19 protein-coding genes and 1 pseudogene are annotated in these 23,191 nt (G+C 49.0%); 5 read left to right on the top strand and 15 right to left on the bottom strand.

Annotated elements, in window-relative coordinates:
• Positions 1 to 111: 111 nt before the first annotated feature.
• The 6 genes from DWY55_RS03190 to DWY55_RS03165 all read right to left on the bottom strand — a co-directional run bounded on the left by DWY55_RS03190 (position 112) and on the right by DWY55_RS03165 (position 5,662).
• Positions 112 to 1,176, bottom strand: coding sequence for a tyrosine-protein phosphatase (locus DWY55_RS03190; RefSeq protein ID WP_022401897.1), 1,065 nt, complete (start codon positions 1,174 to 1,176; stop codon positions 112 to 114).
• A gap of 149 nt (positions 1,177 to 1,325) precedes the next feature.
• The gene (locus tag DWY55_RS03185) at positions 1,326 to 1,943 is read right to left on the bottom strand and encodes a DUF5043 domain-containing protein (RefSeq protein WP_005826097.1); all 618 of its coding nucleotides are present in this window, start codon (positions 1,941 to 1,943) and stop codon (positions 1,326 to 1,328) included.
• A gap of 36 nt (positions 1,944 to 1,979) precedes the next feature.
• Complete coding sequence (locus DWY55_RS03180) at positions 1,980 to 2,594, bottom strand: DUF5043 domain-containing protein (RefSeq protein WP_005826095.1); 615 nt, start codon at positions 2,592 to 2,594, stop codon at positions 1,980 to 1,982.
• Positions 2,591 to 3,976 (bottom strand): hypothetical protein, encoded by a 1,386-nt coding sequence (locus DWY55_RS03175; protein WP_117720805.1) that lies wholly within the window; start codon positions 3,974 to 3,976, stop codon positions 2,591 to 2,593. The genes DWY55_RS03180 and DWY55_RS03175 overlap by 4 nt, the downstream gene beginning before the upstream one ends.
• A gap of 163 nt (positions 3,977 to 4,139) precedes the next feature.
• The gene (locus DWY55_RS03170; RefSeq protein WP_044468247.1) at positions 4,140 to 5,069 is read right to left on the bottom strand and encodes a carbohydrate kinase family protein; all 930 of its coding nucleotides are present in this window, start codon (positions 5,067 to 5,069) and stop codon (positions 4,140 to 4,142) included.
• Positions 5,057 to 5,662, bottom strand: a complete 606-nt coding sequence (locus DWY55_RS03165; RefSeq protein ID WP_022401895.1) for an SIS domain-containing protein — start codon at positions 5,660 to 5,662, stop codon at positions 5,057 to 5,059. The genes DWY55_RS03170 and DWY55_RS03165 overlap by 13 nt, the downstream gene beginning before the upstream one ends.
• 123 nt (positions 5,663 to 5,785) lie before the next feature.
• Between DWY55_RS03165 and DWY55_RS03160 the strand changes: the two genes are divergently transcribed.
• Positions 5,786 to 7,033, top strand: a complete 1,248-nt coding sequence (locus tag DWY55_RS03160; RefSeq protein ID WP_022401894.1) for a M16 family metallopeptidase — start codon at positions 5,786 to 5,788, stop codon at positions 7,031 to 7,033.
• A 9-nt stretch (positions 7,034 to 7,042) separates the two neighbouring features.
• On the opposite strand, the gene DWY55_RS03155 is transcribed toward DWY55_RS03160, so the two are convergent.
• From DWY55_RS03155 to DWY55_RS03145, 3 genes are all read right to left on the bottom strand, one after another.
• Positions 7,043 to 7,948, bottom strand: a complete 906-nt coding sequence (locus DWY55_RS03155) for an alkaline phosphatase (RefSeq protein WP_022401893.1) — start codon at positions 7,946 to 7,948, stop codon at positions 7,043 to 7,045.
• Positions 7,949 to 8,037: 89 nt separating this feature from the next.
• Entirely contained in the window at positions 8,038 to 8,625 is a 588-nt protein-coding gene (locus DWY55_RS03150) for an epoxyqueuosine reductase QueH (protein ID WP_008662117.1), read from the bottom strand.
• The gene (locus DWY55_RS03145) at positions 8,625 to 9,809 is read right to left on the bottom strand and encodes a DUF5009 domain-containing protein (protein WP_120178012.1); all 1,185 of its coding nucleotides are present in this window, start codon (positions 9,807 to 9,809) and stop codon (positions 8,625 to 8,627) included. The genes DWY55_RS03150 and DWY55_RS03145 overlap by 1 nt, the downstream gene beginning before the upstream one ends.
• A 106-nt stretch (positions 9,810 to 9,915) precedes the next feature.
• Here DWY55_RS03145 and DWY55_RS03140 point away from each other — a divergent pair, with 106 nt between their 5' ends.
• From DWY55_RS03140 to DWY55_RS03125, 4 genes are all read left to right on the top strand, one after another.
• Positions 9,916 to 11,508 carry a DUF6377 domain-containing protein gene (locus DWY55_RS03140; protein WP_196030896.1) on the top strand — a complete coding sequence of 531 codons (1,593 nt, stop codon included), beginning with the start codon at positions 9,916 to 9,918 and terminating at the stop codon, positions 11,506 to 11,508.
• Positions 11,509 to 11,713: 205 nt separating this feature from the next.
• Entirely contained in the window at positions 11,714 to 12,964 is a 1,251-nt protein-coding gene (locus DWY55_RS03135) for a glycoside hydrolase family 5 protein (RefSeq protein WP_009037434.1), read from the top strand.
• A gap of 360 nt (positions 12,965 to 13,324) precedes the next feature.
• Positions 13,325 to 15,550 carry a glycoside hydrolase family 3 C-terminal domain-containing protein gene (locus DWY55_RS03130; protein ID WP_009037433.1) on the top strand — a complete coding sequence of 742 codons (2,226 nt, stop codon included), beginning with the start codon at positions 13,325 to 13,327 and terminating at the stop codon, positions 15,548 to 15,550.
• Between the two features lie 281 nt (positions 15,551 to 15,831).
• Positions 15,832 to 16,518 (top strand): MIP family channel protein, encoded by a 687-nt coding sequence (locus DWY55_RS03125; RefSeq protein WP_022401890.1) that lies wholly within the window; start codon positions 15,832 to 15,834, stop codon positions 16,516 to 16,518.
• A gap of 134 nt (positions 16,519 to 16,652) precedes the next feature.
• Here DWY55_RS03125 and uxuA read toward each other — a convergent pair whose 3' ends face one another.
• The 6 genes and pseudogenes from uxuA to lepB (DWY55_RS03095) form a co-directional block, all read right to left on the bottom strand.
• Complete coding sequence (uxuA, locus tag DWY55_RS03120; RefSeq protein ID WP_005826068.1) at positions 16,653 to 17,825, bottom strand: mannonate dehydratase; 1,173 nt, start codon at positions 17,823 to 17,825, stop codon at positions 16,653 to 16,655.
• 34 nt (positions 17,826 to 17,859) lie between these two features.
• Complete coding sequence (locus tag DWY55_RS03115; protein WP_057254023.1) at positions 17,860 to 18,672, bottom strand: SDR family oxidoreductase; 813 nt, start codon at positions 18,670 to 18,672, stop codon at positions 17,860 to 17,862.
• Positions 18,673 to 18,809: 137 nt separating this feature from the next.
• Positions 18,810 to 20,027 (bottom strand): annotated as a pseudogene (locus DWY55_RS03110) (alginate lyase family protein); the annotation flags it as partial.
• Positions 20,028 to 20,030: 3 nt separating this feature from the next.
• Entirely contained in the window at positions 20,031 to 20,672 is a 642-nt protein-coding gene (locus tag DWY55_RS03105; protein ID WP_005826060.1) for a WbqC family protein, read from the bottom strand.
• A gap of 89 nt (positions 20,673 to 20,761) precedes the next feature.
• Positions 20,762 to 21,697 (bottom strand): signal peptidase I, encoded by a 936-nt coding sequence (gene lepB / locus DWY55_RS03100; protein ID WP_005826058.1) that lies wholly within the window; start codon positions 21,695 to 21,697, stop codon positions 20,762 to 20,764.
• Positions 21,694 to 23,187 carry a signal peptidase I gene (gene lepB, locus DWY55_RS03095; protein WP_117878309.1) on the bottom strand — a complete coding sequence of 498 codons (1,494 nt, stop codon included), beginning with the start codon at positions 23,185 to 23,187 and terminating at the stop codon, positions 21,694 to 21,696. The genes lepB (DWY55_RS03100) and lepB (DWY55_RS03095) overlap by 4 nt, the downstream gene beginning before the upstream one ends.
• Positions 23,188 to 23,191: the final 4 nt, after the last annotated feature.

Genomic DNA, 23,191 nt, shown 5'->3' with positions numbered 1-23,191 from the left:
GGGCGCAAAGATAGTGCTTTTCAATGGATAATTGATAATTGATGGTTGATAATTATGCAATTACATGATAAAATCGTTTTTTATTGGCTACTCATTATCCATTATCCATTGTCAATTATCCGTTAAAAGAATGTCTTGCAGTCTCTTTCTTTCTTCTTTTGTCAGACCGATGCCTCTTTGCAGGTAGGTGTCGGTATCTCCATACCTTCGTTCCATTTCTTCGATGGCGGCATTCAGGAAATCCTCGCGTGCCGAGAAGAGGGTGGTGATGGCCTCTTGCGAGCGTGCCGGAAGCTGGTAGGCGTATCGGGAGGCCGCCGGGATGTTGAAGTAGTCGTTGCTGAGGCGGTAGTCTTCCATGATGATGTCTTCGTCCACTCCAAGGGAGGCAAGCACAAGTGCCGATACGATGCCTGTGCGCCCTTTGCCCGACGAGCAATGGATAACGACGGGATAATTGTTCTTGTCCAGCAGAATATCGAAAATCCGGCGGTATTCTTTGGTGTAGTTGCTGATGAGCTCGCGGTTCATCTGCTCCACGATTCGGTAGACAGTATCGCTCTTGATTTTCTGTTCCTGTACACCTTTCAGGATATACTCCATGTCGCCGGTAGGAATGGGGATATGGATCACTTTGAATGCCTGTTGCAAAGGGCTTTGTCTATTCGCTTCGACAGATGAACGCAGGTCGATGATAGTCCTTATGCCTATGTTCTTGAGCTCTTTGCGCGAACACGGTTTCAGTTTATCTATTTCGGCAGAGCGGTACAGCATGCCCCAATGCACTTTCTTTTGGGTGGGATAGGAGGAATAGCCTCCCAGGTCTCGGAAGTTCTGTATGCCGGGGATGTTGATGTTGCGGGTGGCAATCTTTACCCGGTATTTGTCAGCGAATACAAGTGTGTAGTAGTATCGTTGTGTAGGGTCGGTAGTGATGACAGTCATCTTCAGGTCGGAGATGTTGGCGACGGCAACGGGAACATCTTCGGGGATATGGTTGGGATTGGTCGAAGCATATACCTTCACATTTCCTTTGATGAGAGGGGCCATTTCCCATTTTACAATGCAGTTGCCCACGTTGTTTTCTTCGCATACAACGGAAATGTGAGGGGCAGTGCCATTGCAGGAAGGGAGCAGCACTGCCAAAACAAGCAAGTTCAATAAGTTCTTATACATAATTCGTAACCTCTCTGATGTCGTTAATCACAAATATATGTAATTTACCCACAGAAGGTAACAGCAATGCCAAGCTTTTATATTTCTTTTTTGAACTTTAAAAAAACTGCTATAGATTCTTTCGTGCATAGGCAGGTTGGTTTACAATGTTACATCAGCGAACCGGGAGGTGGTAATGGGGGGAGTTTCCCTTGGGGCTTTTGTCTCCATGACAGCATGATGTAATTGAGTTGTTTTCCCACTTCTCCGGGTTTAAAGTGTATTTGTTCTTTCAGTTTTACTTCGATTTCCCTATATACATGCAGTGGTACTCTGGCGTATGGGCTAAAGGTCGTGAAATTGAAATTCACTTCCATTACTTTCCCCGTATCCGGACTGAGTAGCATGGTTATTGTGAACTCACGCTTTCCGAGTTCATCTGCCATGGCTTTGGTAAAAGCTTCGTCCACAATGAAGTCTGCTTGTTTACTCATGGAGCTATTGTATTCAATTACTTTTTTTTCATTCCAGCTACCGATGTATATTTTTCCTGTGGCTTTATATACAATATCTTTGTATGTCAACTTGTTCTCTTTGTTATAAAGAGTCACAAACTGGCTACCGTCATCTACGTCACATTGATACGTATAACCATCTACCTCGAAAGTGGTGGTTTTTTTATAAATGACTGTTCCTTCAAGCGATTCTTCTGTTCTGATAGGTTTATCCTGTGCTACACAAGGGTAGATGTATCCTATAAGCAGTGTAATAAGCAATAGTCTTTTCATTCGTCACAATTTTTAGTTGTTAATTTTGTATGTTGCTTACATTAGCGAACCGGGAGGAGGTAATGGGGGGAGTTTCCCTTGGGGCTTTTGCATCCATGCCAGCATAATGTAGTTGAGTTGTTTTCCTTCCTCTATGGGTTTAAAATGAATTTGTTCTTTCAGTTTTACTTCGATTTCCCTATATACATGTAGTGGCACTTTGGCGTATGGCTCAAAGGTGAAAAAATTGAAATTCACTTCCATTACTTCTCCCGTATTTGGACTGAGCAACATGGTTATCATAAGTTCCGTTTTCCCAATTTCATCTGCCATGGCTTTGGTGAATGCTTGGTCTACTATGAAATCTGCTTGCTGACTCATGAATCTGTCATATTCAATTACATTGCTACTCCAGCTGCCAATATATGTCTTCCCCGTGTCTTTATACACAATCTTTTCGTATGTCAGTTTGTTTTCTTTGTTATAAAGAGTCACAAACTGGCTACCGTCATCTACGTCGCATTGGTACGTATAACCATCTACCTCGAAAGTGGTGGTCTTTTTATAAATGACTGTTCCTTCAAGTGATTCTTCTGTTCTGATAGGTTTGTCCTGTGCTACACAAGGGTAGATGTATCCTATAAGCAGTGTAATAAGCAATAGTCTTTTCATTCGTCACAATTTTTAGTTGTTAATTTTATGTTGGGAAAAATATTGGTGATATCCGAATACTCTTTAAATGGATAATTGTCGTATCCTTCCTGACGGAAAGCATTAACGACATTATTAGATATATAGGTTTCAAAGATATCCAAGAATGAAGTTGTAACATGACCTTGCTGATTTACATATTTAGTCAATGAAGTTGTTGCTCTTAGGCGTTGGCTTTTTGCATATTTATCTTGTTTTTTGTCCGTCCACTCCGCTCTCCTTTGTAAGAACAGGTATTGCGCATAGTGCGCTTCTATCTCTCTGTTCATCATAGAACTTTTGAACGATGATATAGGCTCTTGTGTGGTTTGGAAAACATGGAACATTTCATGCAGAAGGTTGTTTGCTTCCAATTCTTCCAATCCGATGTGCAAGGTATGCTCTTCCCAATTGTAGGAATACCCTTTGCCGAAATCGAATTCCAGATTGATTTTGTTGTTTTTGACTTTCTCTTTCAGTTGGCTGTATAGGTCTCCTCCCAAACAGTCTTCCATGATTCGGGCTGTCATGTTTTCGGTGATTACCCATAAAAGCGAGTCTTGGTCGGCCTCTTTCTTGAATATATTTCCTGCCGGAGTGCCCGATGAAGAGCCGGAACCTCCTGAACTTCCTCCTCCAATCCACACATCGCCGCTTCCTCCTCCTTCACTGTTCCAGTTGCTATTATTTATAAGGGCATCATCTACCCAATAGGAATGACTAACGCAGTTGGTATAGCTGTATTCCAGCTGGTCTTTAGGTCCGGTATATACATCCCAGCATTGGGTGACGGTTATTACCGAACGGGTCTGGGCATGAGGCTTGAATGTGAGTCCTTGCGCATTCTCTTCGCCAAATACCAGATAGCTTAACAAGTCGAATATGAACACTTGGTCGCTTTCTCTTATGAGTTCGTCATCACGCTTCAATGGAAGGAATTTCATCCATCCGTCTTTGATGTGCAACAGCCAGATGGCATCGATGCAGTGTGGCTTGTCAAGGCGGTAGAGGGGAACGAAGATGCAGGTCTCTTCTTCTTCGGTCAATTGGTAGGTGAAGTTCCAGAGAGGAATGCCGTATTTCAACAGGAAAGGAGCGGTGAAATGCTTTTCTTCTTCTACTCTGCGTAATGCGGAAATCACGGCTTTCAGGGTAGAGTCGGTGTAGGCAAAGAAGTTTTCCGGCTTGAATAACGCTTGCCGGGTCAACGGGATGTTGTTTGCCGGGAATCGGGGTTGATAGAAAGATTCTTCTGTTTCGCAAGAGGCGAGCATTCCTAAAAGAACGCACAGTGCAAGGTAGATGTTTTGCCATTTCTGCTTAGGAGGGGTTGGAGAGTGCTGTCTGTTTCCTTTTCTATTCATAGCGCGAATGCTTAAGGTATAAAGAATAGACAAATAAAGCAAAAAAAAAGCAGAAATGAAAGGAAAAACAGGAGAATTTTGTTAATCCGGAAGCTGTCCTACCACAGATTGCATGGATTTTCAGGCCGTGTAATCTGTGGTGAACACCCTTTTGTAAGGGTGCCTATGGTTGGTATTTCCGTGCTTCTGCAAATTCCTTTGAAACGGAGTTATTGAAACTCTTGCATACCTCGGCGGCAAACTCAATGCCGCATTGGATGATTTTGTCCCAAGTGGCCTCGTCCATGGTATCGAGGTCCTCGTAGCGTACATTGTACTTCAGCAGCCCGAAGATGATGCCTGCATTGAAGTTGTCGCCCGCACCGATGGTGCTGACCGCTTCCAACGGAGGAATGGAGTATTCTTTGGAAATTGTGCCGGTACGCAATGAAACCTGCTCCGCGCCGGCCGTGCAGAGGAAGTTGCGGCAGTAGAACTTCACTTTGTCCTTGTATATCTTGTCGGCCTCCTGCAAGCCCCACATATAGAAGAAATCCTCCTGCGAGCCGCGTACAATGTTGGCGTATTCCAGATTCTCGATGATGGTGGGAGCCAGCTTGATGGCCTCCTCTTTATGGGACGAACGGAAATTGGGGTCGTAATAGATGATGGCATGCATGTCGTGCGCGCGTTCCAGCAGTTCCAATACCTTGTCGCGCAATACGGGGTTTAAGGCATAATAAGACCCTATTATAACGATGTCGTCCTCTTGAATCTGCGGATATTCCACGTCCAGGCGTTGTTTGGGATAATCTTTGTAGAAGATGTATTCCGCATCGCTCCGGTTGTTCAGGAAAGCGAGTGATACGGGGGATTTCCCGTCGGGGAAGACATTGACATGGTCTGTGGGAATATTGTTCTCGCGCATGAAGTTGAGGATGATATTGCCCACGTGGTCGTTGCCCGTTTCACTGATAAAGCAGATGGGAACGCCGATACGTCCCAGTGAAACGATGCCGTTGAATACCGAACCGCCCGGAACGGCCGCTGTGGGCTGTCCGCCACGGAATATGATGTCCAGTATGGTTTCTCCTATACCTATTACTTTACGCATAACGATCTTGATTTTTCTCCGAGGTAACCGCCGTGATGGCGTTTGGAGTAGTCTTCAATAGTGAATCCTGTTTCTTTCATGGTCTGTACCACCAAGATGTCGCCGATGACAGTCATGGCGGTGGTCGAAGTCGTAGGCGTCATGCCCAGTACACATACTTCTTGCGGTTTCCCGGTGCTGAGGCATACATTGGATTCGTGTGCCAGGGGGCTGTCGGGGTTTCCGGTGATGACGATAAACTTCAGCTCCGGGTTCAGGTTATGTGCCAGCTGTGTCAGCTCCACGATTTCGCGAGTTTTGCCCGAATTGGAGATAAGTAGCAGCAAGTCGTTCTCCTGAAGAATGCCGAGGTCACCATGCTGTGCTTCGCTGGGGTGCAGAAAAACGGAAGGAATGCCGGTGGAGCAGAAGGTAGTAGCGATGTTCATGGCTATTTGTCCGGCCTTGCCCATACCCGAAGTTACCAGTTTCCCTTTTTTGCGGTGCACTTGTTCTACGATGAGTTCTACAGCTCTTTCATAAGCGTCCGTCACTGGAATGTTCAGTACGGCTTGTGCCTCTTTCTGCAAAAGCTCTTGAATGGATGCAATCATACTTAATGTGCTAATTTGATTAATGTGCTTAAAATTATAGCAATTGCAAATATCTGCAATTTTCTATAAACGGCAATAAGTTTTATTGTATTTTTGTCGCCTCAAATAGTTTGAAACGTCAGAATGAAGAACTTAAAAGAAAATTTACTGCCAACTTTCAATCAATATATCCTGCCCAATGGCATGCGCATCATTCACGAACCCTCAGCCTCCAAAGTGGCTTATTGTGGTTTTGCCGTAGATGCGGGTACGCGCGACGAGCTTGAAAACGAGCAGGGTATGGCGCATTTTGTGGAGCACCTTATATTTAAAGGTACCGCCAAGCGCAAGGCATGGCACATTCTGAACCGCATGGAGAATGTGGGCGGCGACCTCAACGCTTACACCAACAAGGAAGAGACGGTGATTTACTCTGCTTTCCTGACCGAGCATTTCGGCCGTGCCTTCGAACTTCTGGTGGATATTGTATTCCACTCCACCTTTCCGCAACGCGAGATAGAGAAGGAGACAGAGGTGATTATCGACGAGATACAGTCCTACGAAGACAATCCTTCCGAGCTAATCTTCGATGATTTTGAGGACTTGATATTCAGGGGGCATCCCCTGGGACGCAACATTCTTGGCAATCCCGAGCAGTTAAAGCAGTTTCGCAGTGAGGATGCTGCCGCATTCACTGCCCACTTCTACCATCCCAACAATATGGTTTTCTTTGTTCTGGGTAATCTGAGTTTCAAGAAAGTTGTGCTTATGGCAAAAAAACTTCTGGCGGATATACCGGCAACACCGGTGCATTATGGTCGTACTCCGCCTCCCCTCTATGTACCCGAGCATCTTGTAGTGCATAAGGATACTCACCAGGCACATGTCATGATTGGCAGCCGGGGATATAATGCATACGATGACAAGCGCACCGCACTTTACCTGCTGAACAATGTCTTGGGTGGCCCGGGCATGAATAGCCGCCTGAACGTCTCTCTCCGTGAACGTCGTGGGCTGGTCTATAACGTAGAATCCAACTTGACTTCCTATACCGATACGGGAACTTTCTGCATCTACTTCGGTTGCGACCCTGCAGATTTGGACTACTGCACCCGCCTGGTATATAAGGAATTGAAACGCTTGCGTGATGTCCGGATGACTTCCTCGCAGCTTGCGGCCGCCAAGAAGCAGCTTATCGGGCAAATCGGTGTAGCTTCGGATAATAATGAGAACAATGCGCTGGGTATGGGAAAGACTTTCCTGCATTATAATAAATGCGAAACTTCCGAAGCCGTGTTCCATCGCATTGAACAGCTCACTTCGGAAGCTCTGTTAGAGGTGGCGAACGAGATGTTTGCCGAGGACTATCTTTCGACGCTCATTTATCGCTGACCGCTTTTTTTATTTGAAAACCTGCAACATAGGACGTCCTATCCATACTTGTGGCTGTTTCAGCCCGAAGATGTGGGCAATGGTGGAGGCAACGTCATACTGCATCATGCTTTCGTGGAATTCGCCTTCTTTCTTAATGTTCTTTCCGGAGATGATGAAGGGAGTCTGCATTTCCTGCATGGTCCTGCCGCCATGTCCTTTTTCAATGCCTCCGTGGTCGGCAGTAACGACGAAGATTGTTTCTTTCAGCATGCCTGCCTCTGTAACGGCCTGGATGATGCGGCTCACATAACCGTCGAGTTCTTTCAGTTTGGCGTAATATTCAGGAGTATTGTGTCCGGCTTGATGGCCTACATGGTCGGGGTTGTCAAAGCAAATGGCAAGAAGGGTCGGTTGTTTCTCCTTGATATACTTTTCTGCCATACCGCATAAGGCTTCGGGATGTTTGTTGTAGTCGGGCGCTTGCGCATAGTGGCTTAAGGCAAGAGTGTCTACAAGGTATTTGATACCGTCCCATTCATACAGGCAGCCTATTTCCGCTTCCGGCCGGGCATCACGTAGCAGCTGGAAGATGGTAGGAAATATGCCGTGCTGGTTCAGTACGCGTGACGGAAGCTCGGGAGTCTTGGAGCCCCATTGCGTATATCCGTGCAATTCAGGACCTGCCCCCATAAACATGCTTGCCCAGTTGACGGCGCTGGAGGAGGGAAGTACAGTCCGTTTTTCTAATGTATAAGAACCGTCTGCCATCAGTTGCTTGATGTGGGGGATGTCTGCTTTGGGAACACTGTAGCTACCCCAGCCGTCAAGACCGATGAAAACTACGTGTTTTGCTTTTCCCTTGGCATTGCAGGGAACTGAAAAGAGGCATGCCACTGCTAGGGCGATGAATAATGTAAAAGTCAGTTTCTTCATGTTTTCTTTAGTTCTTATTGTTAACATGAAACAAAGTTACGGGAAACGTACCTAGTTTTAGTACGATATCGTACATAATCCGGCCGATTTTATATCGTTTCGTTCTTTTCCAACCGTTGCATGCTGAATTCACAGCCGCAATACTGCTGGTTGTAGAAGTCATACTCTTTCAGCAGTTGGTTGCGCCGCTCCTGGAGCCCGCCTTTCCGCCAATTCTGTTCCCAGAAGAGGGTATCCGGATAGAGCGCGGCGGCACGGCGTCCGGCTTCATTGATTTGCTCCAGGCTTTTCCAGCGCGAAGAGGCGAGGGTAGTGGTGAATACGGAGAAACCATGCTCGGAGGCGTAGCGGGCTGTCTCTGTCAGGCGCAGTGTGAAGCACTTTAGGCATCGGCTGCCACGTTCCGGCTCGTTTTCCAGTCCTTTTATAGTGTGCAGCCAGTGTGCATAGTCGTAGTCCGCGTCGATGAAATCGAGGTTTTTGGAGGTTACGAAGCGGATAGCCTCCTCTTTCCTTATCTCATATTCCGCCTGCGGATAGATGTTGGGATTGCAGTAGAATACGGTGGGGCGTATGCCGTTCTCCAGCATGCACTCGATGATGGCAGAGGAGCAAGGTGCGCAGCACGAATGCAGCAGCACCTTGTCTTCACCGTTGGGTGTCTGAACTTTCAACATTATACTTTCAGTTTAATCTTGCCTTTCACCAGCAGGCCGGTCAGCCCCACAATGACAAGCGAGAACATGAGGGACTTGAGCAGCCCCGGTACACCGCTTCCCAATGCCTCGGGATAGTGCAGATGCAGCAGTTGCTGGACAGCATACCAGATGTAAGGGATAATATAGCAGGTCAGCGTTGCCGTACCTGCAGGTTTGATGATATCGAACCAGTTGGTTTTGCCTTTCACGTCCGTCAGCCAGTAGAAGAAACCGAACAGCGGGAAGAACATGGCGAGGCAATAGAACAGCCATGTCGGTGTGGCTTGTATTTTGGATATAATCCAGAACGGGTGTGAGACGAGGGCAAGGACAAGCATTCCTACGCCGAGGGCACAAAGCATGCCGATGAATCGTCCCGGCCGTTCCCGGTCGGCATAGCGCTGCATGAGCAGGGAGGTCAATACGCCGGACATACCGAAGGCATGCAGTGTCCAGTCACTCGGGATAAAGGGAAGCAGGATAATCCGGCTGCCGTACTCTCCCGGTATCAGGTCTGAATGGCTGATTACGGCAAGCAATACGACCACGAACCAGGCAATGGCATTCTTCCGCAGGTTCTCCCGAGTGAATAGATAGATGCCTGCACATACCGCATACGTCCAGCCGATAAGTCCGAGGATGCCCCACCAGCTTATCTGGAACGGTTTCCCGTTCATGTCCTTGTAGATGACGAGGAAGGCGAGCAGCAGCACGCCTGCTGTTTTCATTGCGGTGAAAAGGGTCTTTTTCGTTCCTTCCGCTTTGGGATATACCCCCCAGGTGAGGAAGAAGCCGATGACCATCAAGATGGAAAACCATTGATGTGAGAGGCCGCCTTCGATGCCTCCGCTGTTCAGTGAAAACAGTCCCATGGCAATCAGTGCCACTGTCCGCCAGAAGATATGGGCCACGACTTGCAGGGTGTTGTCTCCCTTTTTGTACCGGTTTTGTATGGCAAAGGATACGGACATGCCCATGCAGAAAAGGAAAGCAGGGAAGATGGTGTCGGAGAATCCCATCATGTCTTCGTCCATCCTGGCATGCATCAGCCAGTGGGGCACGTTTTTCAGTCCGGGAATGTCGTTGACAAAGAGCATGAGGAACATGGTGAGTGCGCGGAATACGTCTACCGCGGCAATCCGTTGGAGTGTTAAGCTTTTCATGATAGATAATTTGTTTGGGGGTTTTGAACGCAAATATAGGAAACTATTCTTTCCGATGCTACTGCTTTGCAGGATTTCTTGCTATATTTGCATGAACTTTATGGTCATGGAAAGGAGATTGTTCATTTTTTGTTTTCTTGCCGTCGTGGTATGGCAAAGTGTGGCTTTGGCTGCCGGCACGCCCTCTTTTACTGCGCTGACGTCCTCTTTGGATGAGGCTATCGAGGCGCACCGGCACTATGTCGCCGTGCGTGAAGGACGCATTGCCCGGCTGAAGCGCCAAGTGTTGGATACCGATACCGCCAATATCTCTTTTTTTCGATGGAATGGGGAAATTTATAAGGAGTATAAGGCATATATCTGCGATTCGGCCATCCATTATCTTCGTGTCAATCTGGATTGGGCAGAGCGCTATGGCCGGCAGGATGCAGCACTCGAAACAAGGCTGGAGCTTGCCCACTTGATGGCTTCGGCAGGCATGTACGAGGAAGCCGCCGAACTCTTGAGGCAGACGGACAAAGCCTCCCTTCCCTCCCATCTGCTGCCGGACTATTACAATGCCTGTCATAAACTTTACACAGAACTGAGTTTCTATACGCTGGACGATTCTTTCAAGAAGCATTATCAGGCTTTGGCTACCCATTATGACGATTCTTTGATGCAGGTACTTCTGCCTTCATCCCCCCTCTATCTGGAACGAAGAGAGACGCGGGAGGCCGCTGCAGGCCATCCGGACGAAGCCTTGAGCATCAATGATACGCGTCTGGCACATGCCAAGCCCAATACTCCCGAATATGCGCTGGTGACCTATCAGCGCTCATTGCTCTACCGCCGGCTCGGGAACCGGGAGGAGGAGAAGCGCTATCTGGCTTTGTCTGCACTGACCGATATTCGCCTGAGCATCACAGACCATGCCTCACTCTGGAACCTGGCGGAACTTCTTTATGAGGAAGGGGATATGGAGCATGCCTACCGTTACATCCGTTTCTCGTGGGACGAAACCAACCGATACAACGCCCGTAGCCGCAGCCTCCAGACTGCCGGCATCCTTTCACTGATAGACCTCACTTATCAGGCCATGCGTGAGAAGCAGAATGACCGGCTCCGGCTGTACCTCTGGCTCATCAGCGCTTTGATTGTGCTGTTGGTGGTGGCAGTGGGCTTTATCTACCGGCAGATGCAGCGACTCTCTGCCGCACGGAACAAGCTGGAGCATGCCAACGAGCAACTGCAACTCTCAAACAACATCAAGGAGGAGTATGTGGGCCGTTTCATGAATCTCTGCTCCGTTTATATCAACCGGCTGGATACCTACCGGCGGATGGTCAACAAGAAAATCTCTGCCGGGCAGATGGAAGAGCTGCTGAAGATGGTGCGTTCCCGCGAGGTGCTGGACACCGGACTGAAGGAACTCTATGATAACTTTGATACTGCCTTCTTGCACCTTTTCCCCGATTTTGTCGATAAATTCAATGACTTGCTGCAGCCCGAAGAACGCATCGTGCTCCGTAAAGGCGAGTTGCTGAATACGGAACTCCGCATTTTCGCCTTGATTCGTCTGGGCATCGACGACAGTTCGCAGATTGCAGAATTCCTCCGTTATTCCGTAAACACCATCTATAATTACCGTGCCAAAGTGAAGAACAAGGCCCGCATTTCGCGCGAGGACTTTGAAATACGGCTGATGCAGATACGCTGACAATACGTCAAACCGGCTTTTTGAATCCACTTTCTGCCTTTCTCTTCTTTTGATTATATTTCTGATTATTAGTTGTTTGTTTGTTCATGCTTCTTCACTCCTTCCACCTATTCCCGATTCGCCGGTACGAGGTGTTCTTATCTTTCCTAACTTTGGGGAAGCAAAAGCGAATATCGCAACTAATACTATAACCAAAATTATTGCCATGAAACATTTATTAGCGACAAGCATTTCCATCGCCTTGCTGTCTTTGGGCCTTGCGGGATGCGGTGAGAAACAAGCGACAAAAGAAGTAACTTCGGATGCATTCGTAACCATTCAGGGTCAGGACTTGATAAAGCCCGACGGTACCAAACTCTTCATCATGGGTACCAACCTGGGCAACTGGCTGAATCCGGAAGGATACATGTTCAAGTTCAACAAGACCAATTCCGGCCGTTTCATCAATGAGATGTTCTGCCAGTTGGTGGGACCGGACTTTACGGCCGACTTCTGGAAAGCATTCAAGGACAATTATGTAACGCGCGAGGACATCCGCTTCATCAAGGAGCAGGGTGCCAACACCATCCGCCTGCCTTTCCATTACAAACTGTTTACGGACGAGGACTATATGGGGCTGACTGCCGACCAAGACGGCTTTGCCCGCGTGGACAGCCTGGTAGAGTGGTGCCGCGAATCGGACTTGTACCTCATCCTCGACATGCACGACGCCCCCGGCGGACAGACGGGCGACAACATCGACGACAGCTACGGCTATCCCTGGCTGTTCGACAGCGAAGTCAGCCAGCAACTCTACTGTGACATCTGGCGCCGGATAGCCGACCGCTACAAGAACGAACCGGTCATCCTCGGTTACGAACTCTTCAACGAGCCCATTGCCCCTTACTTCGAGAACATGGAGGAACTCAACGGCAAGCTGGAAGATGTATACAAGAAAGGTGTAGCCGCCATCCGCGAGGTGGACAGCAACCACATCATCCTGCTGGGCGGTGCGCAATGGAACGGTAATTTCAAGCCTTTCAAGGACTCCAAGTTCGACGACAAGATAATGTACACTTGCCACCGTTACGGAGGCGAACCTACCCAAGCTGCCATCCAGACGATTATCAACTTCCGCGACAGTGTGAACCTGCCCATGTACATGGGTGAGATAGGCCACAATACGGACGAATGGCAGGCCGCTTTCTGCCAGACGATGCGCGAGAACAACATCGGCTATACCTTCTGGCCCTACAAGAAGATGGACGGTTCTTCTTTCGTCGGCATCACTCCGCCGGAGAACTGGGCAAACATCGTGTATTTCTCCGAAGCACCGCGTGCCACGTACAAGGAAATCCGTGAGGCACGTCCCGCGCAGGCCATGTCCCGCAAGGCGATGATGGACTTTATCGAGGCATGCAAACTGAAGAATTGTGTGGTTCAGGAGGGTTATATCCGGTCATTGGGAATGAAGTAGCGGGTGCTGCCTCGCTGCAAACAGTACGTATCAAGTCCCAGAGGATGAGATGCCGGGACTTAGCATGAAAGAGGTAGGGACTTAGCTGTACACACCATAGGACTGAGCACCCAAAACATCCGGATGTTTTAGGGCAAAACATGGGGATGTATTGGGATAAAACATCCGGGTGTTTTGGGGTAAAACATGGGGATGTTTTGGACAACAACATCCGGATGTTATGGGTACTCACTATACGGGTGTAAGGACTTCAGTTCCTATGTAGGTAGGGCTAAGTCATATTCCCTTGTATGTCGGGGATTATCAATGGTACGGACTGATTATGATTGCTTACTTATATAACAACTTAATTATACAACAATGAAAAAAGTATTATTCGGTTTGGTTCTGGCCGCTGTCGCGCTGCCTCTTTCGGCCCAGCAGAAGCCCGTCTATCTGGACGCAAGCAAACCTATTGAAGAAAGAGTGGAAGACGCCTTAAGCCGTCTGACCCTGGAAGAGAAAGTGAAGTTGACCCATGCGCAAAGCAAGTTCAGCAGTGCGGGTGTGCCCCGTCTGGGCATTCCCGATGTATGGACGGACGACGGCCCCCACGGCATACGTCCCGATGTGTTGTGGGACGAGTGGGAACAAGCCGGATGCACCAACGACTCCTGCGTGGCTTTCCCTGCCCTGACCTGTCTGGCGGCAACCTGGAACCCCGAAATGTCTCTCCTTTACGGACAGAGCATCGGTGAAGAGGCACGCTACCGCAACAAGTCCGTCCTGCTGGGCCCCGGTGTCAATATCTACCGCACACCGCTCAACGGACGCAACTTCGAGTATATGGGTGAGGACCCTTATCTGGCCGGAAAGATGGTGTCGCCCTATATCCGGGGCGTGCAGCAGAACGGCGTGGCTGCCTGCGTGAAACACTTCGCCTTGAACAACCACGAAGTGAACCGCCACACCACCAACGTCATCGTGGACGACCGTGCTCTTTATGAAATCTATCTGCCTGCTTTCAAGATGGCCGTGCAGGAAGGCGGAGCGTGGAGCATCATGGGTGCCTACAACCTATACAAAGGCCAACATCTTTGTCACAACCAATACACATTGAACGATATATTGAAGGGCGAATGGGGATTCGACGGCGTAGTCATTTCCGACTGGGGCGGCACGCACGATACCCGGCAAGCCATCACCAACGGGCTGGATATGGAATTCGGCAGTTGGACCAACGGGCTCTCGAACGGTGCCAGCAACGCATACGATAACTATTATCTGGCAAATCCCTATCTGAACCTCATCCGCGAAGGTAAGGTAGGTACCACGGAACTGGACGACAAGGTACGCCGCATTCTGCGCCTTATCTTCCGTACGGTGATGAACCCCGACCGTCCGTGGGGAAGCATGCTCTCTCCGGAACATTACGAGGCTGCCCGCCGCATCGGTGAGGAGGGCATCGTACTGTTGCAGAACAAGGGCAATGTGCTCCCGATAGACCTGAACCGGGCTAAAAAGATTCTTGTAGTGGGCGAGAATGCCATCAAGATGATGACCGTAGGCGGTGGTAGTTCTTCCCTGAAGGTACAGCGCGAACTCTCTCCGTTGGACGGCATCAAGCAGCGTGTGGCCGGCAAGGCCGAGGTGGTCTATGCCCGTGGCTACGTGGGCGATGCAAGCGGTGAATACAACGGGGTGGTGACCGGACAGAATCTGAAGGATGACCGTACTCCCGAAGAGCTGATAGCTGAAGCCGTGAAAGAGGCCCGGGATGCCGATTATGTCATCTTCATCGGCGGCCTGAACAAGAGCAACGGCCAGGACTGCGAGGACTCCGACCGTAAGGGTCTGGGCTTGTCCTACGGTCAGGATGCCGTTATCTCCGCACTGGCCGAGGCGAACAAGAATCTGATTGTCGTCAACATCTCCGGCAACGCCATTGCCATGCCGTGGGTGAACGAGGTGCCTGCCATCGTGCAGGACTGGTATCTGGGTTCCGAAGCCGGCAGTTCCCTTGCCGCCATCCTCATGGGTGATGTCAATCCCAGCGGCAAGCTTCCGTTCACCTTCCCCGTGAAGCTGGAGGACTGCCCGGCCCACAGCTTGGGCGAATATACCGGCAAACGGAGCAAGGACATCATCGACATCAAGTATAATGAAAGCATCTTCGTGGGCTACCGTTGGGCCGATAAGCAGAAGAAGGTGAAACCGTTGTTCCCCTTCGGCCACGGTTTGAGCTATACCACTTTCGAATATGGCAAGCCGACGGCCGACAGCAAGACCATGCAGGCCGACGGTACGCTGACCGTGAAGGTTTCTGTAAAGAATACCGGAGCGCGCGAAGGGCAGGAAGTTGTCCAACTGTACATCAGTGACAAGAAGTCCTCTCTGCCTCGTCCCGTCAAGGAACTGAAAGGTTTCCAAAAGGTGAAACTGGCTCCGGGCGAAACAAAGGAAGTCACATTTACCATTGATAAGGAGGCTCTTAGCTTCTTCGATGACACCCAGCACGCTTGGGTGGCCGAGCCGGGCAAGTTCGAGGCTGTCATAGCAGCTTCGGCAGCCGATGTGAAGGGAACGGTTCCTTTTGAATTGAAATGATGTAGGAAAATAAAGTTTCCTTTTAGGTTATTATCAAAGATAGTGTAGATGGAGGGTGTGGCCGTGAGGTTGCACCCTTTCTTTGTACTCTTTACAAGCCAATATGTTTTCTTATATTTCTGAGTTTCTTCGGGTTGGCTAAGGAAGATGCAGATATGCTGGATGTTAGAGTTAAAGCAGTGATGTTTTGTAGTAATGGGTGAGTTTTTACCGCCGTGTTTGGGCAGATTTTCATCTTTTATATTTATTTTTGCAGAAATCAATGTTTAATAAAAACTATCATGAAGAAGTATTTAGCAGAAATGATCGGGACAATGGTTCTTGTCCTGATGGGATGTGGTAGTGCTGTCTTTGCCGGAAGTGCGGCGGGGGCGGTTAGTGCAGGTGTCGGAACGCTGGGAGTGGCTTTTGCTTTCGGCTTGTCCGTTGTGGCGATGGCATACGCTATCGGAGGAATCTCGGGCTGTCATATTAATCCTGCCATTACCCTGGGTGTTCTGTTGTCCGGCAGGATGAGCGGGAAAGATGCAGCCATGTATATGGTGTTTCAGGTTATCGGGGCGGTTATCGGTTCTGCCATTCTTTATGCATTGGTGTCTACGGGCGCTCATGGTGGTCCTACGGCTACCGGTTCCAATGGGTTTGCTGACGGAATGATGTTGCAGGCATTCATTGCAGAGGCTGTGTTCACGTTTATCTTTGTGCTGGTTGTCTTAGGTTCTACGGATTCCGAGAAGGGGGCGGGTAATCTTGCAGGATTGGCCATTGGTCTTACGTTGGTATTAGTGCACATTGTTTGTATTCCTGTTACGGGAACTTCTGTCAATCCTGCCCGTAGCATCGGTCCGGCACTGTTCCAGGGTGGCGAGGCTCTCTCTCAGTTGTGGCTGTTCATTGTAGCTCCGTTTGTGGGTGCTGCGCTGAGTGCCGTTGTATGGAAAGTGCTTGCTGCAAAAGAAGGTAAATAAATGTCGGCAGACAGTGCCTTAAGAAGAGGCGGCTGATGGCAGAAAACTTATAAAGGGAAGCCCTCCGTCCGAAACTTTGAAGTTTCGGACGGAGGGCTTCCTGTTCTTTCCTTATGCTTGCTATATCTTGTGCCTTATTCGTACAGCGATTTGGCTATACCCATTTCCAGTCCACGAAGCTCTGCCAGTCCGCGCAGACGGCCGATACAGGAATAGCCGGGATTGGTTTTCTTCTTCAAGTCGTCTACCATCTGGTGTCCGTGGTCGGGTCGCATCGGGATAGAGACACCACGGCGTTGTTGCAGTTCAAGGAAGGCTTTCATCACGTGATACATGTCCACGTCTCCTTCCAGGTGGTTGGCTTCGTAGAAATTGCCTTCGGCGTCGCGTTGTGTACTGCGCAGATGGACAAAGTTGATGCGGTCGGCAAATTGCTGCATGATGACTGCACAATCGTTGGCGCTGCTTACACCGAGCGAACCGGTGCAGAGGCAAAGACCGTTGCTCTTGTTGGGAACAGCGTCAATCAGTGCCTGGAAATCGGCAGCACAGCTCATGATGCGTGGCAGGCCGAGGATGGAGCACGGTGGGTCGTCCGGATGGATAACGAGCATGACACCTGCTTCGTCGGCTACCGGAGTGATTTCTTGCAGGAAATAGATCAGGTTGGCACGCAGGCGTTCCGGAGTGATGCCCTTGTAGCGGTCCAGTTCCTGTTGGAACTGTTCCAGGGTGAAGCTTTCTTCTGAGCCGGGAAGTCCGGCAATCATGTTGCGTACAAGCAGTTGTTTGTCTGCCTCTGTCATCTGTTCGAAGCGGGCACGGGCTTTGGCCTTTTCTTCATCGGTGTATTCGCCTTCTGCACCGGGACGACGTAGCAGGAAGAGGTCGAAGGCGATGAAAGCGGCACGTTCAAAGCGGAGGGCACGACTGCCGTCGGGTAGTTCGTAGGCGAGGTCGGTACGTGTCCAGTCCAGTACGGGCATAAAGTTGTAGGTGACAATGTGAATGCCGCATTTGCCCAGGTTACGCAAGCTCTCTTTATAGTTGTCGATATACTTCTGGAAGTCTCCGGTTTGGGTCTTGATATGTTCGTGTACGGGTACACTTTCTACTACAGACCAGCGCAGACCGACGGCTTCAATCATTTCTTTCCGTTTCTTGATTTCCTCTACTGTCCATATTTCCCCGTTTGGAATATGATGCAAGGCGTTTACAATGCCGGTAGCCCCGGCTTGTTTGATGTCCCAAAGGCTTACCGGGTCGTTGGGACCGTACCAGCGCCAGGTTTGTTCACAAAGAATCATGTTATTTATTGTTTGATGATTTGCAATTTACTATTTACATGGCGAATGCGTTGAACCCTCCGTCCACTACAGCCACCGTACCGGTGACAAAGCTGGAAGCATCGCTGATGAGGTATTGGATGGTTCCGCAAAGCTCTTCTGCACGGCCCATACGTCCGAAGGGAGTTTGGCGAATCACATCTTGCCCACGTTCCGTGTAGCTTCCATCCGGGTTCGTCAGCAGGGCACGGTTCTGCTCTGTGAGGAAAAATCCGGGTGCGATGGCATTTACACGAATACCTTCACCAAACTTCTTGGCAACTTCCGTAGCCATGAAGGCTGTGAAATTGGAGATACCGGCTTTTGCGGCAGCATATCCGGCTACACGCGTCATGGGGCGGAAAGCAGCCATGCTGGAGAAGTTGACAATAGCGCCTGTCTTCTGTTCCACCATCGGTTTGAGGAAGACTTGTGTAGGCAGTACGGTACCGGTCAGGTTTAATTCAAGCACCCGTTGGAACTCTTCTATCTTCAAATCGAAGAAAGTGCCCGTGGGCGCGATGGTGGCACCCGGCATATTTCCGCCGGCTGCATTCAGCAGGGCATCTATGCGGCCATAGGCTTTCAGGATGTCAGCCAAGTTCTGTTCCAGCAGTTCACGGTTCATCACGTCGGTTGTCAGGAACATGGCTTCTCCACCGTTTGCCTTGATTTCTCCGGCAATGGCGTCCCCTATTTCTGCCTTGCGTCCCAAAATGACGACCTTTGCACCTTCTTCTGCCAGATGAAAGGCGATGGCTTTCCCCAATACTCCTGTTCCGCCGGTTATGACCACTACTTTGTCTTTAATGTTAAATAAGTTTTTCATGATTCGTTCATTTAAAAATTACGTTGTGTTTTATTTGATTAGCGTTGCAAAAATACGGAATAATCTGTTGCACTGACTAACAATCATACAAAAAAGATGCATTTGTTGTCCGGAAGAAAGTGCTATTTCCTTATCGGGTTGTCCAATGCCGTGGCTTGTATATACAGTAGATTGAAGTTGTCATGCGGTTTTAGGATACGGTGGGCATAATAAAGATTCAGGTAGTCTTTGCGTGCAGGATTCAGGTAGACGGCAGTACGGTAGAGGTCTTTGCAGAAATTCTGTATCGAGCTTTCCCAGCCGCTTATCTGCTGGTAGGGCCATTCACTGAGGCCCTTTCCGACGTAGGAAGCCAGGAAATCCATGGCTTTGTAGAAGTTACGTCCATCGGTAGAGGTGATGTCATCCAGCTTGATTCCAAGATTTTTTGCCATCAGCATGATGTCAATAAAGTGGGTCAGGTTGTACTGTGAGTAGTGGAAGGCAAGGGTACGTTGCAGTTCGTGCGGTTGTCGTCCGTCAGGAGCTATCTGGGGGAAGATACGTTTTTGGGGGAAGTCATTGATGATTTCCTGCGCCAGTTTCTTGTTACCGGTATAGAGGGCGAAAGCTATGATTTGGGCATCGTAGGCTACGCTGTGGTTGTTGGCACTGGCTGCTTCTTCCTTACCTTGCGGACTGGCGAGCATCCAGTCGGTCAGTTTGGAAAACCATTTCTTCAGTTGTTTGCTGTCCTGGGTAGTAAATGCTTTTGACTGTTCTAGCAGTGCCACAGCATCCAGCATTTCTATGAAGGAGTAGGTGTCTATCAGCCCATAGCAGCGACCTTTGTCGTTATTGTGTCCCGGCATCATTTGTGCATATTCCAGGTTGGGGTTCATTCGGGTGTCTTTGTTCAGAAACCATACGCGGATAAGTTCTGTGGCTTTCCGGGCATACTGCTCTTCTCCGCTGAAGTACCAGACCAGAGCCAGGGTAGTGATGCGGCCGGCTGTTGTTCCCAACCGATTACGGTCTAGTTTGTTCAGTTCAGGATTGGATACGCCGTCGCGGTTGATGTAAGGCAGGCCGTTTGGCTTTGTCGGGTCGGGCCAATAGTATCGGGCTTGGCTCATATAGTCATGCTTGTCACCGCTGGCAGGTGTTTTTTCTTTCATCATGACAGAAAGGGGCTGGGCGTCCAATAACCTGTCCGCTTCCGCTTTCAATATCTCGTAAGTTGTGGCATAGAAAGGCTCGTGAATAGAGTGTTTTACATTTGCGAGGTGTGCTGTGTTCCAAATGGATTGTGCTTGCATACAAGATGCCAGGAGCAGGAAGGCAAGCGTCCATTGTATTGTTGCTTTCGGTTTCATGTCTTATTTTAGAGTGATGGACTTCTGTAATACCAATAAGCTCTCCGGTCCCATATTGAACAGCAGGTCTATGATGCTCAAGTTGGGCAGAAACCCGAGTCTCTCTTGAAACACTTGATAATAAGGTTGTGGTGAGAATTCTGTATCTTCCAGAGAAAAATCCTTTTTCGGATGAATGCGTTCGCGGAAATCCGCTTCATTCGGAGTGAATTCAGTCCGGTATTCGGTGGTGCGTGCCATATCGGGCTGTATGTCTATCAGAGAACAGATAAGATGGCAAAGTTCTTCGTTGAAATCGACTAAAAACTCATACTTCTTTTCATAGAAAGGGCGGAAGTCGTCTTTATAATATTCAAAGAAAGGAGTGTGGTTGTAGGCAGATTCTATGGCATTCCAGTGCAGATGCCTCCAGTTCCCGTGGTCTGAAATGCGTATATCGCGCATCGGGCATTTTAGGGTATTCGGTTTGACGGTGGGGATGGAAAGGGCCAGTTCACCGTCCGGTACGGCAATGGTACAACGGTTCCGGTAAGTCTGCTTCATATAGTGGTCATGCTGTTCGATGAATACTTTATCGTATGCCAGCAATTTGGTATAATATTCTATGGGAGCCAAATAGGCGGAAGAAAGAAAAACTGTTTTCATCAGTATATTTACGATTAGATGATTTGCGATTTACGATTGAAGCTACTGTGCATTGTTTGTATTTTCATTTTTATTCTTTCATTTGTTTGTCATTCCACTCTTTTCCATATCCTGCCCCATCGGTAACCGCTGAAAGGTCCTGTTCCCTTTTCTTTGGAGAACCAGATGATAGATGCCTTGCCTATGATGTGGTCTTTGGGGACGAAACCGAAAAGACGGGAGTCCGAAAGATTGATGGCATTGTTGGCACCTACCCAGTAGTAGTCTTTGGTAAAATGGCAGTGTTGCACGGGTTTGCCTTCCACATAAAGGGTGTCGTTTTTGATTTCGGCTTGTTTCTTTTCGTGAAGTACCAGGGTATTTCGCAACAAAGTCTTGTTCCACGGATATACGCGCACGGCTTTGCCTTTGCTGGGGATTATCAGAGGTTTCAGTATCTCCATAGAATCTTCCTTGACAATAGGTTCTATCCAGCAGTTCCCGTTCATGGCTTGTTCCAGCAAGTAGTGTTCATAACGGCTGAAACTGCGTATATTCTTTGTTGAGTCCTGCCCCAATAGTTTGTTGGGAGCGATGGAAAGTATGGAAAGCAATGAATCCAACTGTCGTTCCCGTTGTCTGGGGTAAGAATAAAGAAACTTCTGGTCGGGCGCATTCTTTTCGGAAGGAATCACTGAAAAAAGCGAATCTATCAGCAAGGTATCTCCGGGAATACCGATGCAACGGCTGATGAAGACTTCCCGTCGGTCAATCACGGGTTCTGAAAGATTGGCAGGATTGTTGAATACAAGAATATCCTCTTTCTGCACCGGACTGTCCGCCCAGCGATGATACCCCCATAACTTCATGAAAGGAAGCCGCAGACCGTAGCTCCACTTGTTTACAAGAATACGCTCACTTTGGTACAGTGAATTTTCCATGCCGGAAGAGGGGATAAGATAGGAAGTTGCCACACAACCCCGAAGCAGCACCACGACGAGTGCCACTCCAACTATTGTGATTGCTATCTTACACCCTTTTTTCATTTAATGCCGTCCACCCACTTGAATATCCGGTTCCAGCGTATCTTACCGTCAAACCAGCCCCGGTCTTTGTCCAGTGACAACCATACTACGATAGGCTTTCCTACGACATGGTCCTCCGGCACAAAACCCCAGTATCGGGAGTCGGCGGACTTGTCGCGGTTGTCGCCCATCATCCAGTAGTAGTCCATATTGAAGGTATAGGAGTCGGTCTTTTCACCATTGATGTAGATGCCGTCTTCCTTGACTTCCAGTTTGTTGCCTTCATAGGCAACGATACAGCGTTCGTAGATGGGCAGGTTATCCTCGGTCAGCTTGATGGTGGCACCTTTGGCGGGAATCCAGATTGGACCGTAGTTGTTGCGGTCCCATTTGGTGTAAAGGTTCAGCGGATACATCTGTCCCGAGAACTCTCCCGGCTCGATGATAATCTTGCTGATGAGTTTCTTGTTGCCCGTAAGGGTCTCGTACATCTTTTTGGTGAGCGGAAGATGATAGACCGGTGCCAGCCTGCCCTGGGCATCCCGGCGGTCCAGTCCCATTTCAATCAGATTCTCTTCCCAGCCCAGACCGTCGGTCATCAGTGTCTGGTCCTCTTTGCTGATGCCCAGTTCACGGAACATATCATCGGTGATATAAGGTCCCGTTGTCTGTACAAAGTAGTTGAATTGCATTTCTGTAGGGTTCTCAATGGCTTTGCCGTCGATGTATACTTGTCCTTTCTTGATTTGCAACGTATCGCCGGGCAGGCCTACGCAACGTTTTACATAGTTTTCACGACGGTCAACGGGGCGTATGACAATGTCACCGTACATTCTCGGATTGGAACGGATGAGGTTACGTCCGGCATTGTAGTACAAATCATAGACGGTACGTTGCTGCTTGCGTGTCAGGCTGTCCATATTCACCTTGTTGGGATACGCGCGTTTTCCTTCTTCGTAAGCAAGGGTATAGAAGTCTGTCTGCTGGAAGTTGGTGGCTACCGTGTCGCCTGCCGGGAAGTTGAACACCACAATGTCGTTCAGTTTCACTTTGCCGAAGCCCGGTACACGTTTGTATTCCCATTGGGGCCATTCGATGTACGATTTGGTGTTGAATACCGGTAGTGTATGTTGTGCCAGCGGCATGGAAAGCGGCGTATTCGGTACGCGCGGACCATAACTCATCTTGCTGACGTAAAGGAAATCGCCTACCAACAAGGATTTCTCCAATGAGGAAGACGGTATCTGATAATTCTGGAACACATAGATATTTACGAAGTAGACGGCTACCAGCGCAAATACGATGGCATCCACCCAACTCATGATGCTGCGTACGGCAGGATTCTCCGATTTCTTCCAGAACCCCCAGGGTATCTTCTTACTGATGTAGATGTCAAAAATGAAGGGTAGTACAATCAGTCCCAGCCAGCTTTTTACCCAAACCAGAAAGGCAAGGTAGAGCAAGGTGACTATACTGAATTTAATCCATTGGGTGCGTGTTGCTTTTCTCATGATG

The sequence above is a fragment of the Bacteroides sp. AF25-38AC genome (assembly GCF_003602995.1).
Classification (GTDB): domain Bacteria; phylum Bacteroidota; class Bacteroidia; order Bacteroidales; family Bacteroidaceae; genus Bacteroides; species Bacteroides uniformis.
The sequence above is the reverse complement of the archived record's forward strand: the minus strand, read 5'-3'. Positions and strand labels throughout refer to the sequence as shown.